Consider the following 15,738-nt stretch of genomic DNA (forward strand, 5'->3'; position numbering starts at 1 on the left):
CTTGCGCTGACCAGAATCACGCACCAAGTCTCACGTGCGTTCGACTTGAGCATCGATCCATGCCATATGTTCTGCAATTTCTACTTCTTCCCCGTATGTTCCAGTGAACCGTTCCACTGCCTGCATTCCAATCATCCAGTAATGGCAGGTGTCATCTTCCTGGGCCGGCAGATGATACAAAACGATCCGGTCTGCATCCAGTGCGTGAATACACTCCATTCCGCTCTCACTGCCAAGCTGATACAGATTCACAAAGGCAATATCGATATGATATGCATAACGATGAAATGCTGTCGCATCTTCCACACTAAGGACACCGTCTCCGGACACAAAAAATGCTTCGTTTCCCATTTTGACCAAAAATGTCTCATGTGGATCGTTTTTCCACGGTTCTCCACCGTCATGAATGGTCCGTCTGGTGATGATCTCTGCATTTTTAATGTGTATGCGACACATGTCCTCCCCAAGGTCATGAACCTCTGCATGGGAGGCTTCCCAGTCCGGTGCATATACGGTAAGCTGCCGTCCACGCTCTGCCATCTGACTGCAATATGCCGCCGTCAGCTGTTCCTGATAATGATCCGGATGCAGATGGGTAAAAAGCAATCCGTCTACTTGCTGCAAAATTCCACGGCATTGCTTCAAATCCGCCATCCACGCCTCCGGCATGGCAGACATTCCGACTTTACTTCCATCATAAATGCCATCGATCAGAATACCGGTGCCGTTCCGGTAAAAGAACAGACCGGCATTTCCGATATGAAAAATAGCTGTTTCCATCTCATTCTCCCTACTGATGATTCTGCCAGACTTAACTTGCAGGTCTACTCAAGATAAACTGACATATTCTAATAAAATTACTCTGTCAGCAGGCAAATAAAGGCATCTTTATCCAGATGACTGTAGCAGGATTCCAGATCAAAATCTTTCAGGCGCTCTGCCAGTGCCTCTGGCTGCAACGAACATCCCTTTAAGGTCTCCTGTAATTCTTCCGTATCACCATTTCCAAAATAATCGCCAAAACTGCGATATGCGGTAATACATCCGTGTTCTACATTCATACTGATCTCAATCTGTCCACACCCTTCAATTCTGCGCTTTTTCTGTACAGAGAACTCCGGTGATGCGCCGTAATTCCATTCCCAGGTATTGTAACGTTCTTCCTGAATCTGCTGAATGCGTTTTAATTCTTCTTCACTCAGATGATGGATTTCCACGTCTTCGCCCTGAACCATGTACTGTTTTAAAATATTTTTAAAGGTCTCCATGTCCATATCCGCCGGTGCGTACGGTTTGATATTCGTCACACGGCTTTTGACTGATTTAAAGCCTTTGGATTCGTATTTGTCACTGGAAACCTGCAGCGCTTTTGATACCACAGACAGATCCGAATCAAACATCAGTGTTCCATGGTGCATGATTCTTCCATGCTTGATATACTGGGAATTGCCGGAAAATTTCTTTCCGTCGATGGTGATATCATTTCTTCCACTGACTTCTGCCTTTACTCCGATCTGCTCCAATGTGTTAACTACTGGTGTACAAAATGCATGCAGATTTAATGTTTCCATATCTCCGGTATCCGCGATAAAGGTAAAATTCACATTTCCCATGTCATGATAAACTGCCCCGCCCCCGGACAATCTGCGTACTACCGTGATCCCATGCTCTCTGACATATGTCTGATTAATCTCCTGTGCCGTATTCTGATGTTTGCCCACGACGATGGTATTATGATTCTGCCATAGCCAGAAATACTCTCTATCATTCGGCATTTCGTCAAATACATACTGCTCCAGCGCCAGATTAAATCTCGGATCATTTGAGTTACTCTCGATAAAAACTACTTTTTTTCCCATGTCTTCTCCTTTAGTCTTCCTTTTATTGCCATTTTTTAACAGGAAATTATCCGTCTTCACTCGGGTTTATTTTATCATACATTCCATATATGTTCGATAGTTTTTTCGTAAATTTCCAAATTGCAAAAGTTCTCCTATCAGATTCTCAATACTGCAAAAGGAACCATCGCTGCCGATGGTTCCTTTTGGATAGAGGGTTAGATAAGGGTTTTGAATATACTCATCTGTTATCAGAGAGGGATGGCGTCCTTTTCTGAAACTCATATATTCAATCTTCCAGTTTGCAGCGAAATCTGTTTTCATACTCCTGTTTCAGACTTTCTCTGAACGCAGGCGCTGCGATATGAATCAACTGGCGTGCACGCTCTTTTAACGTACAACCATGCAATTTTGCTATTCCATATTCTGTTACGACATAATCCACATCACATCTGGATGTCGTAACTGCTGCTCCTTCGGCAAGCAGCGGTACGATTTTGGAAATGGTTCCTTTTGCAGCAGTGGCAGGCATTGCCATAATCGTTCTGCCGCCTTTTGACATATTGGCTCCACGTACAAAATCAACCTGACCACCGACACCGGAGATCTGTTTTAAGCCTACAGACTCGGAACAGACCTGTCCCATCAGATCCACTTCCACACAGGAATTGATAGATACCACATTGTCATTCTGGCAGATGACTCTCGGATCATTTACAATATCCACCGGTTTCATCTGAACCATCGGATTATTATCTACAAAATCATATAATTTCTTTGTTCCCATCAGGAACGTTGCCACGCACTGACCTTTGTCAATCTGTTTGCATTTGTTGGTAATAACACCCGCATTGATCAGATCAACTACACCATCGGAAAACATTTCCGAATGGATACCAAGATTTTTTTTATTTTTTAAAAACATCAAAACCGCATCTGGAATCGCTCCGATTCCAAGCTGCAGACAATCGCCGTCTTTTACCAGAGATGCTATATGCTCTCCAATCTTTTTCTGCACTTCACCGATCTTTGGTGGCTGAAGTTCAATCAGATCAGTATTTACCGGGACAATGTAATCCAGCTCAGATACATGGATAAAATTATCTCCCATGGCTCTTGGCATTTTTTCATTCACCTGTGCAATCCGAATAGCCGCACACTCAGCTGCCGCTTTGGTATAATCACAGGATACTCCCAGAGAACAGTAACCATGTTCGTCTGGCGCACTGACCTGAAGCAGTGCTACGTCTACATGCATGTCCTTACGAAGCAAATCCGGCACTTCAGAGAAGAAAACCGGCGTAAAATCTGCACGTCCTTCCTCTACTGCCTGTCTGGTAGTTCCTCCGACAAACAATGCATTATGTCGAAAATGTTTTTCCATCTCCGGTGCGCAGTAACCGGCTTTTCCCATAGCAACCATATGTACCACTTCTATCTCTTTCCAGTCATATTTTTCAGCTGCTTCTGTCATTGCATCTGTGAGAACGACCGGTTCTGCGCAGGCATGCGCTACAACGACACGATCTCCGGAATGGATGTGGGATACTGCTTCTTTTGCCGTACAGATTTTTTGTTTATATACTTCTTTCCAGTTCATAAAAACTCCCCATTTCTTGCAGAACCCATTACTACTGATTTTTCTTATAAACCTGGCAAACGAAACACTTGATTTCGTCCGCCGGGTTTGTTCCTGTTTTTATCAGTAAAGTTCTCGATATATTTTGATCAGTCTGTCTCTGTCTAACGGCACGAAGTTATTTGCCAGCAGACGCTGCTGATTTTCCAGTACAGAATCTGCAAATTCTTCAATCTCAGACTCCTTCATGCCATACTCATGTAATGTTTTTTTCTGGATGATCACATTTAACAGTTTCTCCAGCTCCTCATAGACATCTTTCTCATCGCATCCAAGAATATGTGCAATAAATTTATTCAGAACTGCGATCTCCCCATCGGTTTTCAGTTCCATATAATTTTTCATAACTCCGGTAAACATCGCATAATTGGATTCTCCATGTGCCACATGATAAGTAGCACCCAACGGATAGCTCATTGCATGAACGGCTGCACAACCTGCATTTGCAAAGGCAATGCCCGCATAGTTAGAAGCCATCAGAAACTGGCTGAGCAGCGCAATCCGTGCCTCTTTTCCTTTTTCTGCAATTTCTTTATAACCATTTAAGATCATGCTGATCGCCTGATAGCCAAGCAGCCTTGTTGTCTCATTTCCCTTCGGGGAAAGGCTGGACTCAATGGCATGGATCAGTGCATCAATAGAACTTGTTGCAAATACACCAAACGGAAGTCCTTCCAACAACTCTGGAATGAGTACGGCGGTATCGGCATACATCTGATCCACTGCCAGACCTTTTTTGGTTCCTCTGCTGTTTAACGCAAGGATGGAAATGTTGGTCACTTCGGAACCCGTTCCACAAGTGGTCGGAATCAAAATCAGTTCTTTATTTTTTACCGGTGGGATTTTGCCGTCATACAGATCCAGAACCGGGGAAACTGTCCGTAACGCAAACAGCTTAGAAATATCAATAACGGTTCCGCCACCGATGGCAATGACACGTTTATGTTCCCCTTTGATATCCTTATACATCGCTTCTACCATGTCATCGGATGGCTCCCCTGCACCGTATTTTTCCTGAAAGATCACATCACATTCCAGATTCATCTGTCCGAAATACGGATTGTAAATATACTCATTTGTGATAACCAGATCTCCTTTGCCCGGTTTGAATTCATCTACAAATTCCTTTACAGTATCATATTTAAAAATGGTTGGTTTTAACATTAATTCCTGCATTTGTTCTCCTTTCGCCGATGCTTAAAAGTTAATAGCCCGGCCATAGAAAGCTGCCATAAATGCCTCCGGCATTGCCTCAGAAACTGTCGGATGCGGATGGATGGCTCCGATCACTTCCTCAGCAGTTGCTTCCAGATTCATTGCTACAGAGATCTCTCCGATCATATCTGTCACATGTTTTCCGTACAGATGTACACCAAGAATCTCTCCCAGTTCTTTATCCAGGATCACTTTTACAATTCCGTCGGTGTCTCCCTCTACCAGAGATTTGCCGTTTGCCATCATCGGGAATTTGCCAACCTGAATGTCATAGCCTTTTTCTTTTGCCTGTTTCTCTGTCAGACCGATGCAGGCAATTTCCGGATCAAGATAGATACAGGATGGGATTCTGCCGTAATCCATTTCATGATCAGCTTCACCACAAATGTCTGCCACTGCAACAAAACCTTCGTGGGATGCGGTATGTGCCAGCATAACTTTTCCATTGACATCACCGATGGCATAGATATTCGGAATATTTGTATGCATATGACCGTCTGTCTTGATTGCTTTTTTCTCAAATTCGATGCCGATGCCCTCTGTATTCAGCCCGTCGGTATTTGCCACACGTCCGACCGCCATCAGTACCACTTCTGCCTCTACAGCTTTCTGTTCTCCGTTGTATTCATAAATCACGCTGTTATCTTTTACTTTCTGTACTTTTGCACCGTTGCAGAATACCACACCGTTTTTCTCCATACGTTTTTTCGCCATATCGGATACTTCTTCATCTACCATTGGCAGGATGTGATCCATCAGCTCCAGAACGGTTACTTTGGAACCAAGGTGTGAAAATACATGTGCAAACTCAATTCCGATTACACCACCGCCGATGATTGCGATGGACTCCGGAAGCTTATCTATATTTAATGCTTCGCGGCTTGTGATTACATTTGTATTGCCTTCCAGCGGAATAAACGGCGGCATAAATGTGTTGGAACCGGTAGCAATAATGAAGTAATCAGATGTATAAGTTTTTCCTTCTACTTCGATGGTATGTGTATCCACAAAGGAAGCATGACCGTTGATGATCGATACTTTATTCGCGCGTAACAATCCCTGTACGCCGGTTGTCAACGTCGTTACTACACCGTTTTTGCGATCCTGCAGCTTCTTCATATCTACTTTTAATGCAGATTGATCTACTCCGAAAATTGCAAATTTCTCTGCTTCTTTCATCTCGGTATACAGATTTGCGGTACGAACCAATGTCTTTGTCGGGATACATCCCTCATTCAGACATACACCGCCAAAATGTTTTGCTTCCACAATGGCTGTTTTCTTGCCGGACTGAGCAGATTTGATTGCTGTCTCATAACCGCCAGGGCCAGCACCGATCACGATCACTTCGTAATCGTATGTTCCGGAAGCTGCTGTCGGAGCCGGTGTCGGTTCTGCTGCTTTTGCAGGTGCTTCTTCCTGTACCGGAGCCGGTACATCCACCTCTGCGCCTGCTGCCGCCAGTGCTGCGTCCGCATCCTCGCCCGGATCGCCGACAACGGCGATCGGGGTGAATACGTCAGCAGTTTCACCTTCTGCAAGGACAATTTTTAATACGGTTCCATCTGCGGTAGCTTCTACCGGCATCGTTGTTTTATCTGTATTGATTTCAAAAAGGACTTCACCCTTTTTGATGCTTTCGCCTTCTTTTCTGTGCCATTTTACCAACTCGCCTTCATCCATATTGAAACCGAGTTTTGGCATAATGATTACTTCTGCCATGACGCCCTCCTACAGTAAGATTTTTAACGGATTTTCCAGCAGTTCTTTCATATACTCTACAAACTGAGAAGCTAACAGTCCATCGATCAGTCTGTGGTCAACAGAAAGCTGGATGTTCATCATCGGACGGATCACAATCTTATCCTCACCATCTTCTTCGATGACAACTGGTGTCTTACGAACAGAGCTGATGGAAAGAATTGCTGCCTCTGGCGGATTAATGATCGCAGTAAAGTTGCCGATACCGAACATTCCAAGGTTGGAAATTGAGAACGTTCCGCCTGAATACTCCTCCGGTTTCAGATGGCCTTCTTTTGCACGGTCAACCAGATCTCTGTTTTCTTCAGAAATGGCTGTCAGCGTCTTCTCCTGTACATTTTTGATGACAGGAACGATCAGACCATTATCACCAGCGACTGCCACACCGATATTGGTACTCTTATATGTCACGATATTGCCATCTACCAGAGAAGAATTAATTCCCGGGAATTTCTGTAATGCTTTGCTTGCTGCATAAACAAGGATGTCAGATACTGTAATTTTTCTGTCAGATACTTCGTTCATCTGTTTACGGAAAGCAGTCATATTTGTTGTATCTACAGCGTCTGTAAAATACAGATGTGGTGCGGTAAATTTGCTCTCAGCAAGTTTATCACCGATAATCTTACGTACTCCCTTGTAAGGAACAGAAGAAAGAATCTTCTTGTCCGGATTTTCTGCAGGTGCTGCCGCCGGAGCTGCACTTGCTGCTTTCTCCACATCGGCTTTCATGATCTTGCCATTGATGCCGGTTCCTGCTACGGTAGCGAGATCCACACCACTCTTTTCTGCCAGTTTTCTTGCAAGTGGTGATGCTTTGATATCTTTCGCTGTGATGCCGCCTCGGAAACCTGTTCCTTTGATATCTTTTAAGGATGCAGGATCAATCCCCTCATCTTTTACCAGTTTCTTTGCCTTCGGTGTCAGCTTCAGATCTTTGACATCCACTGCCGGAGCTGCTTCTGCGGCTGTTGCAACAAGTGCCGCGTTTTCTTCCTCAGCAGGTGTTGCCGGAGCGCTTCCACCTTCTGCACCCTCACCATAAGCTGCCAGTGCTGCGTCTGCATCTTCTCCTGCTGCACCAACAACTGCGATCGGAGTAAATACATCTGCATATTCGTTTTCTCCGAGCATTGTTTTTAATAACACACCGTCACCGGTTGCTTCTACCGGCATCGTTGTCTTATCCGTATTTATCTCAAAAAGCACTTCGCCTTTTTTTACTTCTTCGCCGACTGCTTTGCACCAGCGTACAAGCTGTCCCTCGTCCATATTAAATCCGAGTTTCGGCATACAGATTACTTCTGCCATTTTTATGTCCTCCCATTTTTATACTTATAACATCTCTTTGATTGCTGCGTAGATTTTCTTGTCATCCGGAATCAGCGGGAACTCCAGAGCCGGGCTGAATGGAAGCGGAACATCTGCCGTACCGAGACGTTTCACCGGTGCCTCCAGATCATAGAACACTTCCGGCATAATTCTGGTTGCAATCTCGCCGCTGATACCAAAGCTCTCATGTCCTTCATCTACGATGAGCAGTTTTCCTGTTTTCTTCACAGATTTGATGATTGTATCTGTATCAAGAGGTACAATAGTTCTCAGATCGATATGATCAACAGAAATGCCTTCTTTCTGTAATTTTTTAATTGCTTTCTCTGCTTTTACAGTCATGATAGAGTTTGTTACAACTGTAATATCATCACCCTCGGATACCATTCTTGCCTGTCCGAATGGGATGGTATAATCTTCATCTTCCGGAACATCAAATTTGGTTGTGTAAAGCATTTTATGCTCGAAAAATACAACCGGGTTGTTGTCGCGGATTGCTGTTTTCAATAAACCTTTTGCCTCTGCTGCTGTGGACGGAACAACAACTTTCATACCCGGACAGTGAGCAACCCATGCATGGAAAGACTGGGAATGCTGTGCTGCGGAAGAACGTCCACCACCGATCGGCATACGGATAACCATCGGAACGCTTACCTGTCCACCGGACATATAAGTGATTTTTGCCATCTGGTTACAGATCTGATCCATACAAACCATCATGAAATCACCGAACATCAACTCAATAACCGGGCGAAGTCCACGTAAGGCAGCTCCAACGCCCATGCCGACAAATCCCTGCTCAGAGATCGGTGTATCTTTACATCTTAAGTCTCCGTACTTGTCCATCAGACCTTCGGTACATTTGAAGTTTCCACCGAGGAATCCAACATCCTCACCCATATTAAATACAGTGTCATCTCTTGCCATTTCTTCATCTAATGCTTCCCGAACGGCATCTCTATACATCATATTTTTCATTTTTCTGTTCCTCCTCTTAATCTACAAATACGTCGGTATAGGCTTCTGCCATATCCGGATATGGACTTTCTTCTGCAAATTTACATGCTTCCTGAATCTCTTTTTCTACCATCTCTTTAATCTCAGCAATTTCTTCGTCTGTCAGAAGTTTCTTATCCTCAAGGATCTTCAGTGGTTCTTTTGCTTTCCACTCTTCTACTTCTTCCTCCGGACGATACAGACCAGGATCACCTACGTGATGTCCCTGCCAACGGTAAGTCATACACTCAATAATGGTTGGTCCGCCGCCTTTTCTTGCTTTTTCTACTGCTTTCTGTGCTTCTTCATATACTTTAAATACGTCATTTCCATCAATTGTGATACCTTCGATACCGTATCCTGCGGCACGTTTTGCAATATGATACTCTTTTGTTACACGACGGATATCTACGGAAATACCATACAGGTTATTTTCTACCACATACACGATTGGGAGATCCCAGGCTGCTGCCATGTTGATGCTCTCATGGAATGTTCCTTCATTGGAAGCGGAATCACCGAAGAAACATACGGTAACTTCATCTGTTCCCATGTATTTGGATGCATATGCGGAACCAGTTGCGATTGGAATCTCTCCGCCTACGATACCGTTTGCACCAAGAATACCTTTGTCCATTGCCATGATATGCATGGATCCACCTTTACCTTTGGAGTATCCGGTTGCTTTTCCGAGGATTTCTGCCATCATCTTGTTCAGATCTGCCCCTCTGGAAACCAGATGTCCGTGTCCACGATGTGTACTTCCGATAAAGTCACGTTCCTCTAATGCGCCACATACGCCGGCTGCTACTGCCTCTTCCCCAAGATACAGATGTGCCAGTCCCGGCATCAGACCTCTTTTATAAAACTCAAATACTTCTTCCTCAAATCTTCTGGTCCGATACATAATTGTGTAAAACTCTTTTGCTTTCTGTTTTTGTTCCTGCTTTGTCACGTCAAACCTTCCTCCCTTTCAACAATTTGATTGTGATTTTCTTGTTACTCTATATTCAGCAAAACTTGTGCCAATTTTTTCTGATTATTTCCTGCTTTTCTATCATTTTATCCGATTTTTATGTGACATTTTGGCGCATGTGTGCTATTATCTTGTGTGACACATATTTGTATGGCACACTTCTGGGTGGCACACTTTTGTGCAGCACTCCTTTAAGCGACACACTTTTCGTATTGCAGTTTGTTGTCACACTTTTATATGATATTCTTGATGCTACATTTTCTGTACAGCAGATGTGTACACATAACACTACTTATAACTAAATGTAAATGGGATATTTTACAGGGGAGGAGATTTTATGATTTCAGATACTTATCTGTCTGCCTTAAAGCAGGCACGCAAAGATTTTATGGAAGGAACCGGTCATCCGGAAATGATCATTCGGGAAGAAGTGCTGGATTCCTGGCGGCGTTCCCGGGCATTTCATATCAATGCACAGGATGCCCGCTGCAACATTTTGACACAGGAGCAATTACAGGAAGCCATTGCAGAAAATCAGGTCCTTTACGATATCGCATCTTCCTTCATTGATTATCTGTACCAGATCGTAAAAGGCTCCGGATTTATGATCATGTTTGCAGATCAAAACGGGCATGTTCTGAAACTTGTAGGAGATGCAGACATTGTAGAAACGGCTAAAAATCAGGATATTCCATTGACAGAAGGCAGCTGTCGTCTGGAATCGGTGCTTGGCACAAATGCCATCGGCACACCATTGTTTTCCGGTAAACCAATCCAGCTGTTTGCTTATGAGCACTATTTTGAGCTGAGTTCTAACTGGACCTGTTCCGGTGCTCCGATTCTGCTCAAAGACCAAATTCTCGGTGTCATCTGCATCAGCGGTTCCTGGGAACGGGCACATCCCCACACCCTTGGCATGATAATGTCTGCTGCCGAAGCAATTTCCCGTCAGCTTTATCTGACCGAAGCAAACGAACATCTGATTGCTATGCGAAATCAGCTTCAGACCAGTATTGATTCCATTCACAGCGGTATTGTTCTGCTGGATGCAGATTATAACATTTCATATGTAAATGCGATCACACTGCGTACTCTGAATTTTGCGAAAGAGGACATGTTAAATCATTCCTACCGGGAGATTTTTCCAAATCTGGAACTTGAAAAATTAAAAGAAAATACCTACGATTTTGAAACAACCGTCTGCGGAAAACAGGAAGCCTTTAAATGCTATATCAGCATTAAATTTGTGGCACCAACCAACTACAGCAACAAAGAAAGTTTTCTGATTTCTTTCCGGAAAACAGAATATATCCAGCAGCTAGCTAACAAAGTTATGGGTTCGGACGCTCATTATACTTTTCAGAACATTATCGGCGAATGTCCTGCACTACAGCGTTTAAAAGGTCTTGCCTTAAAGGTTGCTCAGGGAAATACCAGTGTTCTGATCACCGGGGAAAGTGGAACCGGAAAAGAATTGTTCGCCCAGTCCATCCACAATAACAGTCCACATTCAAACGGTCCTTTCGTTGCCATCAACTGTGGTGCGATTCCGAAAGATCTGATTGAAAGTGAGCTGTTCGGCTACGATTCCGGCGCTTTTACCGGGGCAAAAAAAGAAGGTCGCGCCGGTAAATTTGAGCTGGCAAACGGTGGCACAATCTTTCTGGATGAAATTGGTGATATGCCTTACGAAGTACAGGTGCGGCTGCTGCGTGTCCTTCAGGAAAAATCTGTCACACGTATCGGCGGTAAGAAATCCATTCCATTAAATGTGCGCGTCATTGCAGCGACCAATGTCAATCTGGAAGAAGCGATTGAAAATCACGTATTCCGAAGCGATCTGTATTATCGGCTGAATGTTTTTAGTCTGCATATTCCTCCGCTTCGCGAACGTGGTAATGACATTTTTCTGCTGACAGATCACTTTCTACAGAAGTATCAGAATCCGAAAAGTGAACCGATCACAAAAATTTCAGAAGAAGTTCGAACAATCTTTGCAGCATATACCTGGCCGGGCAATATCCGGGAACTGGAAAATGTAATTGAACGCTGCTGTATTCTGACCTCTAACGGAACACTGACAAAAGAAGCCCTTCCTTCCAATATGCAGCATGTCCTAGAAAACCAAAATCAGATACAGTCAGAAAATGACATGAAAACAACGGCAGCCAGTTCTGCATCACCTGTTGTTTCCGGCAATTTGCCACTAACAGACATCCCTGCTGAAAATATGTCATCGGTTCAGGATACTTTTGTATCCCCGACAGAATCCGTGATGAACACGGATCACATCACTTCAGCTATTACCGCTGAAGAATCGGAGAAATTACTGATTATCGAACATCTGAAACAATCCGGTGGAAATGTAAAAAAAGCATCCGACAGCCTTGGTATAAGCCGCCGCACGCTTTATCGTAAACTTGAAAAATATGAAATTGATCCGGCAGAAATCCGATATCTGACTCACCGATAGGATAACAAAAGCGGAACAAACATTCATTATATCACCGAAAAATGATGTAAAAGAGAGCAGAAAAACTTACCTCTGCAGCTGACGGTCGTCTTGCCGGGAAAAGTTTCCTCTGCTCTCTTTATTTACGTTATTTTTTATCAGAAAGTCTTTCTTCTCTGTTTACCTCAACGTCTGATATAGATCTGAAGCTGCGAAAAGTCTACTTTTTCCGTATCCGTTATTCCCTGAAATGTCGTATCCAGTAAACACTCATCGATCAGATTTCCCTCTGTCTTTATATCATGTTGTTTCGCCCATTCCAGCAATTCGTCTACTGCCTTTCGTTTATATGGCATGTCGAACCGATTCATACACAAATACTCTCCTGCTGGAAGTGTCTTGATATTTTCACTATACTGCGCTATATCAATTTCTGCGTTCTCCGGCAGATAAATAAATCCACCTGCTTCTTCCAGCCAGTCCTCATTTTCCAGATTTTTTTCCGGGAAAAATGCTCCCCATCCAAGATCATCTGAAAAATCCTGCTTTCCAAGTTCTTTTCTGATATTCATAAACGTCTGATACAGTTTACTTCGTGTCATGAATGTTGTCCCCCATGGCATCATAAACAGCATTCTTTTGGGGAAATATTTGATCATTGGAATCGATACTGTATATAACTCCAGTCCTGCCCGCTCTAATGCATAAATCCGGTTGTTGATTTTTTCCACTTTACGGTTCATGCTTTCAATATCTGTCAGCATCTTCTCCCGCGATGCCTTCAATCCCTTCTTGATATTATCCAGACTTTTCTTTTTAATATTCGCCTTGATAACTTCCAGCGGAACATTATTATTCTTCAAAAAAAGAATTTCCCGCAATTCCATGATCTGACTTGTCGAATATTTCCGGTATCCATTCGTGTCAATAAATTCCGGTTTAAACAAATCAATGGAGTCATAATAAATCAAAGTCTGGCGCGACACCCCAACCGTATCTGCCAATTCTTTCACTCCCAACCATTGCCTGTCTTCCATTTAAGTACCTCCTCTTATGTTGAAAAGTTTATTTGACTTTTACCCCCCCCCAAGACCATGGACTGAAAATCGCGCATTGTATTTTCCCATGTAATCATTATAACCGTTTTTTCCTCATATTTGAATTTTTTTTCGAAGTACAAAAAAAGCCGAAAATTCCCGGAATTACTCCGGGAATTTCGTGTTCCGTCATATACGGATATTTTTATGTATCTGCCATCTGATCATACAGTAAAGCGGACATTCGCAATCCGCTTTCGCTACTTGCTCATGAACGCAGTCGCTTTGCGACCTGCGTTCAGATTACAGCGTTTCCTGTAATCTTCCTGCAAATTGCACACTGCGCGGTAGACTTTTTTATCCTGTTGCAATTTTGTTACGTCTATAGTCGGAATATATTGACCAATAAGCTGATCGGCCTTTACTTCCCTAGAAGGTTTTAAGAGAATTGAGGTATATAAATAGCTTGCATCCAGAATCTTTCCCTCCGCATCAGAAGCTGCAAGAACATACATCTGCAATGCGAAAAATTTACCATTGATTCCACGAAAGACACGTGGTGCTTTTGCACCAAGCCGGTGAAGTATGTTATTCATTTTTACTACCTGAAGATATTGAAAGAATCCGGTAATCGCCCAGATTACTCCTACAACAATAATAATGTTCGAAATTGTATAAATTGATATATGTCCCATATCTTTCACCAGCCTTTTTCAAAATTCTATTTCGTGTTTTCCTGTTCTTTTCGTTTTTTTGCTTTTCCAACTCCAATCAGGCAGCTCACTGCAAAAAATGCCATAATGCACATTACACCTATCATATATACCTGAGCAACACTATCTGCCATAATATGTTCTCCTTCCTGTTATTTCTTTCTGTGTGTCAATGTGTAAATTAACTGACCGCATGCACACAGTACAAGAATTAATACGATTGTAATAATAAAAAGTTTTAAAAACATCCTGTACCTCCTGTCTAGTTCTGCTGCTCTCTCATTTTTGCTTCTGCGATCTTGTAATATCCCGGCTCGCCGTTTTTACTTACAAGATTACCGATCACGAGAATTACGATTGTCAGAATGCATGTTACATATGCATTCGGTAAAGTTACGCCGATTGCACCTGCAACAGCTGCCTGAATACCGGTAAAGGACCATAAAATGTTTGCAATCCAGGAAACTGCCAGTGCTGCGATTGCAACTTTTGAATTTCTTTTCCAGAACAGTCCAAATGCAACCAGGAAGAATACCGGAATTACCCATGAGAATACCCATCCGATCGCATCAAGAATCGTCGGTAATGCAGTTGATGTGATCATTGCACATACCGCCAGAATGACGATGAGGATTCTTGTCACATTTGTTGCCTGTTTCGGAGTTGCTTTCGGATTAATATAACCAAGATAAATATCATTTACCCAGATAGTGGACGGTGTTAAACTTGTCATTGCAAAGGTTGAAAGAATTGCTGCCAGCAATGCTGCCAGTAAAACAGCACTGATCCAGCCTGGTAACAGATCAACCAACATTGTCATAGCTGCTTCTTTTGCTCCGGCTGCCGCATATTCCGGAATCGCACGTGCTGCCAGACCAAGAATGACCGCAAACACACCGAATAAACCATTTAATGGAGCTGCCAGCCATACCGAACGACGGATCGTTTTCTCGTCCTTCGCACTCATCATCGTCTGCATCAGCATCTGGGAAATACCCTGACAGAATGTAACTGCAATAATCTGACCTACTGCAAAGGATATAAACAGGTTTGCATTTCCAAACACATTTGTCATAAATGATTCTTCACCTGTAAATGTATCCATAATAAAGTTAAAGTTTCCACCCGGCATCTTAAATGCTACTGCTACTGTCGCAATAATCAGACCAATATACATCACGGTTGCATTTACTACGTTTACAGCACCAAGCTCTTTCATTCCCGCAAAAACAACCCAGAGAATACCGATAATCGCACCTACAATAATAGAATTCTGAAGCGGCCATCCCGTCAGTGCGGTAATAACAATACCCATACCCTGACATTCCAGAACAAGTACACCCCAAACCTGTCCTGCCATCGTACATGAAATAGCCAATGCCACTCCAGGACCATACATATCTTTTAAAAGTTCCGGTACTGTGGTGATACCAAAATGGCGAACCCACTGTCCGGTTGCAAAACAGGCTACAACAACCATTAAAACATGCGCCAGGCTGAACCAGATTGCTATTGCGCCCATTCCGTAAGACATTTCAAATACACCTGTAATATGTGCCGAACCTAAAACCGTCAACGCAATCGTCGGTGCCAGTGTAATAACTCCCATGTTACGACCTGCCAGAAGGAAGTCTTTATCATCCCCACTTACTGCTGCAGTATGGGCTTTCTTCTTTTCTACCGCCTTTAAAACTATTGAGACGATTGCTACCACTGCTATTTCATATATAATAACAGCAAGAATCAATCCAACTTTCATTTTCTACCTTCCTCTCCTTA

At 43.2% G+C, this 15,738-nt stretch carries 13 protein-coding genes; 1 reads left to right on the plus strand and 12 read right to left on the minus strand.

Annotated elements, in window-relative coordinates; all coding sequences use genetic code 11:
- Positions 1-30: 30 nt before the first annotated feature.
- From LG34_RS00540 to LG34_RS00575, 8 genes are all read right to left on the minus strand, one after another.
- Positions 31-780 carry an MBL fold metallo-hydrolase gene (locus tag LG34_RS00540; protein WP_109214374.1) on the minus strand — a complete coding sequence of 250 codons (750 nt, stop codon included), beginning with the start codon at positions 778-780 and terminating at the stop codon, positions 31-33.
- 77 nt (positions 781-857) lie between these two features.
- Positions 858-1,859 carry a lipoate--protein ligase gene (locus LG34_RS00545; protein ID WP_109214375.1) on the minus strand — a complete coding sequence of 334 codons (1,002 nt, stop codon included), beginning with the start codon at positions 1,857-1,859 and terminating at the stop codon, positions 858-860.
- 268 nt (positions 1,860-2,127) lie between these two features.
- Positions 2,128-3,438, minus strand: coding sequence for an acetyl-CoA hydrolase/transferase family protein (locus LG34_RS00550; protein ID WP_109214376.1), 1,311 nt, complete (start codon positions 3,436-3,438; stop codon positions 2,128-2,130).
- A gap of 102 nt (positions 3,439-3,540) precedes the next feature.
- Positions 3,541-4,653 carry a 4-hydroxybutyrate dehydrogenase gene (locus LG34_RS00555; RefSeq protein ID WP_109214377.1) on the minus strand — a complete coding sequence of 371 codons (1,113 nt, stop codon included), beginning with the start codon at positions 4,651-4,653 and terminating at the stop codon, positions 3,541-3,543.
- A 21-nt stretch (positions 4,654-4,674) separates the two neighbouring features.
- Complete coding sequence (gene lpdA / locus LG34_RS00560) at positions 4,675-6,414, minus strand: dihydrolipoyl dehydrogenase (protein WP_109214378.1); 1,740 nt, start codon at positions 6,412-6,414, stop codon at positions 4,675-4,677.
- A 9-nt stretch (positions 6,415-6,423) separates the two neighbouring features.
- Entirely contained in the window at positions 6,424-7,764 is a 1,341-nt protein-coding gene (locus LG34_RS00565) for a dihydrolipoamide acetyltransferase family protein (protein ID WP_109214379.1), read from the minus strand.
- 24 nt (positions 7,765-7,788) lie between these two features.
- Positions 7,789-8,763 (minus strand): alpha-ketoacid dehydrogenase subunit beta, encoded by a 975-nt coding sequence (locus tag LG34_RS00570; protein ID WP_109214380.1) that lies wholly within the window; start codon positions 8,761-8,763, stop codon positions 7,789-7,791.
- Between the two features lie 16 nt (positions 8,764-8,779).
- Positions 8,780-9,688 carry a thiamine pyrophosphate-dependent dehydrogenase E1 component subunit alpha gene (locus LG34_RS00575; protein ID WP_109214411.1) on the minus strand — a complete coding sequence of 303 codons (909 nt, stop codon included), beginning with the start codon at positions 9,686-9,688 and terminating at the stop codon, positions 8,780-8,782.
- A gap of 406 nt (positions 9,689-10,094) precedes the next feature.
- On the opposite strand from LG34_RS00575, the gene LG34_RS00580 reads away from it, so the two are divergent.
- A complete protein-coding gene (locus LG34_RS00580; RefSeq protein ID WP_109214381.1) occupies positions 10,095-12,230 on the plus strand; it encodes a sigma-54-dependent Fis family transcriptional regulator in 2,136 nt (711 codons plus the stop codon).
- Between the two features lie 164 nt (positions 12,231-12,394).
- Here the strand turns inward: LG34_RS00580 and LG34_RS00585 are convergent, their stop codons facing one another.
- The 4 genes from LG34_RS00585 to LG34_RS00595 all read right to left on the minus strand — a co-directional run bounded on the left by LG34_RS00585 (position 12,395) and on the right by LG34_RS00595 (position 15,718).
- Positions 12,395-13,246: a MerR family transcriptional regulator gene (locus LG34_RS00585; protein WP_109214382.1), complete on the minus strand. Its 852-nt coding sequence runs from the start codon at positions 13,244-13,246 to the stop codon at positions 12,395-12,397.
- Positions 13,247-13,506: 260 nt separating this feature from the next.
- A complete protein-coding gene (locus tag LG34_RS00590; RefSeq protein ID WP_146190156.1) occupies positions 13,507-13,941 on the minus strand; it encodes a transcriptional regulator GutM in 435 nt (144 codons plus the stop codon).
- A gap of 26 nt (positions 13,942-13,967) precedes the next feature.
- The gene (locus tag LG34_RS17220; RefSeq protein WP_256385919.1) at positions 13,968-14,093 is read right to left on the minus strand and encodes a hypothetical protein; all 126 of its coding nucleotides are present in this window, start codon (positions 14,091-14,093) and stop codon (positions 13,968-13,970) included.
- A gap of 128 nt (positions 14,094-14,221) precedes the next feature.
- On the minus strand, positions 14,222-15,718 hold the full coding sequence (locus LG34_RS00595) for a sodium:solute symporter family protein (protein WP_109214384.1): 1,497 nt from the start codon (positions 15,716-15,718) through the stop codon (positions 14,222-14,224).
- Positions 15,719-15,738: the final 20 nt, after the last annotated feature.

The sequence above is a fragment of the Eubacterium ramulus genome, from assembly GCF_003122485.1.
Taxonomy (GTDB): Bacteria; Bacillota; Clostridia; order Lachnospirales; family Lachnospiraceae; genus Eubacterium_I; species Eubacterium_I ramulus_A.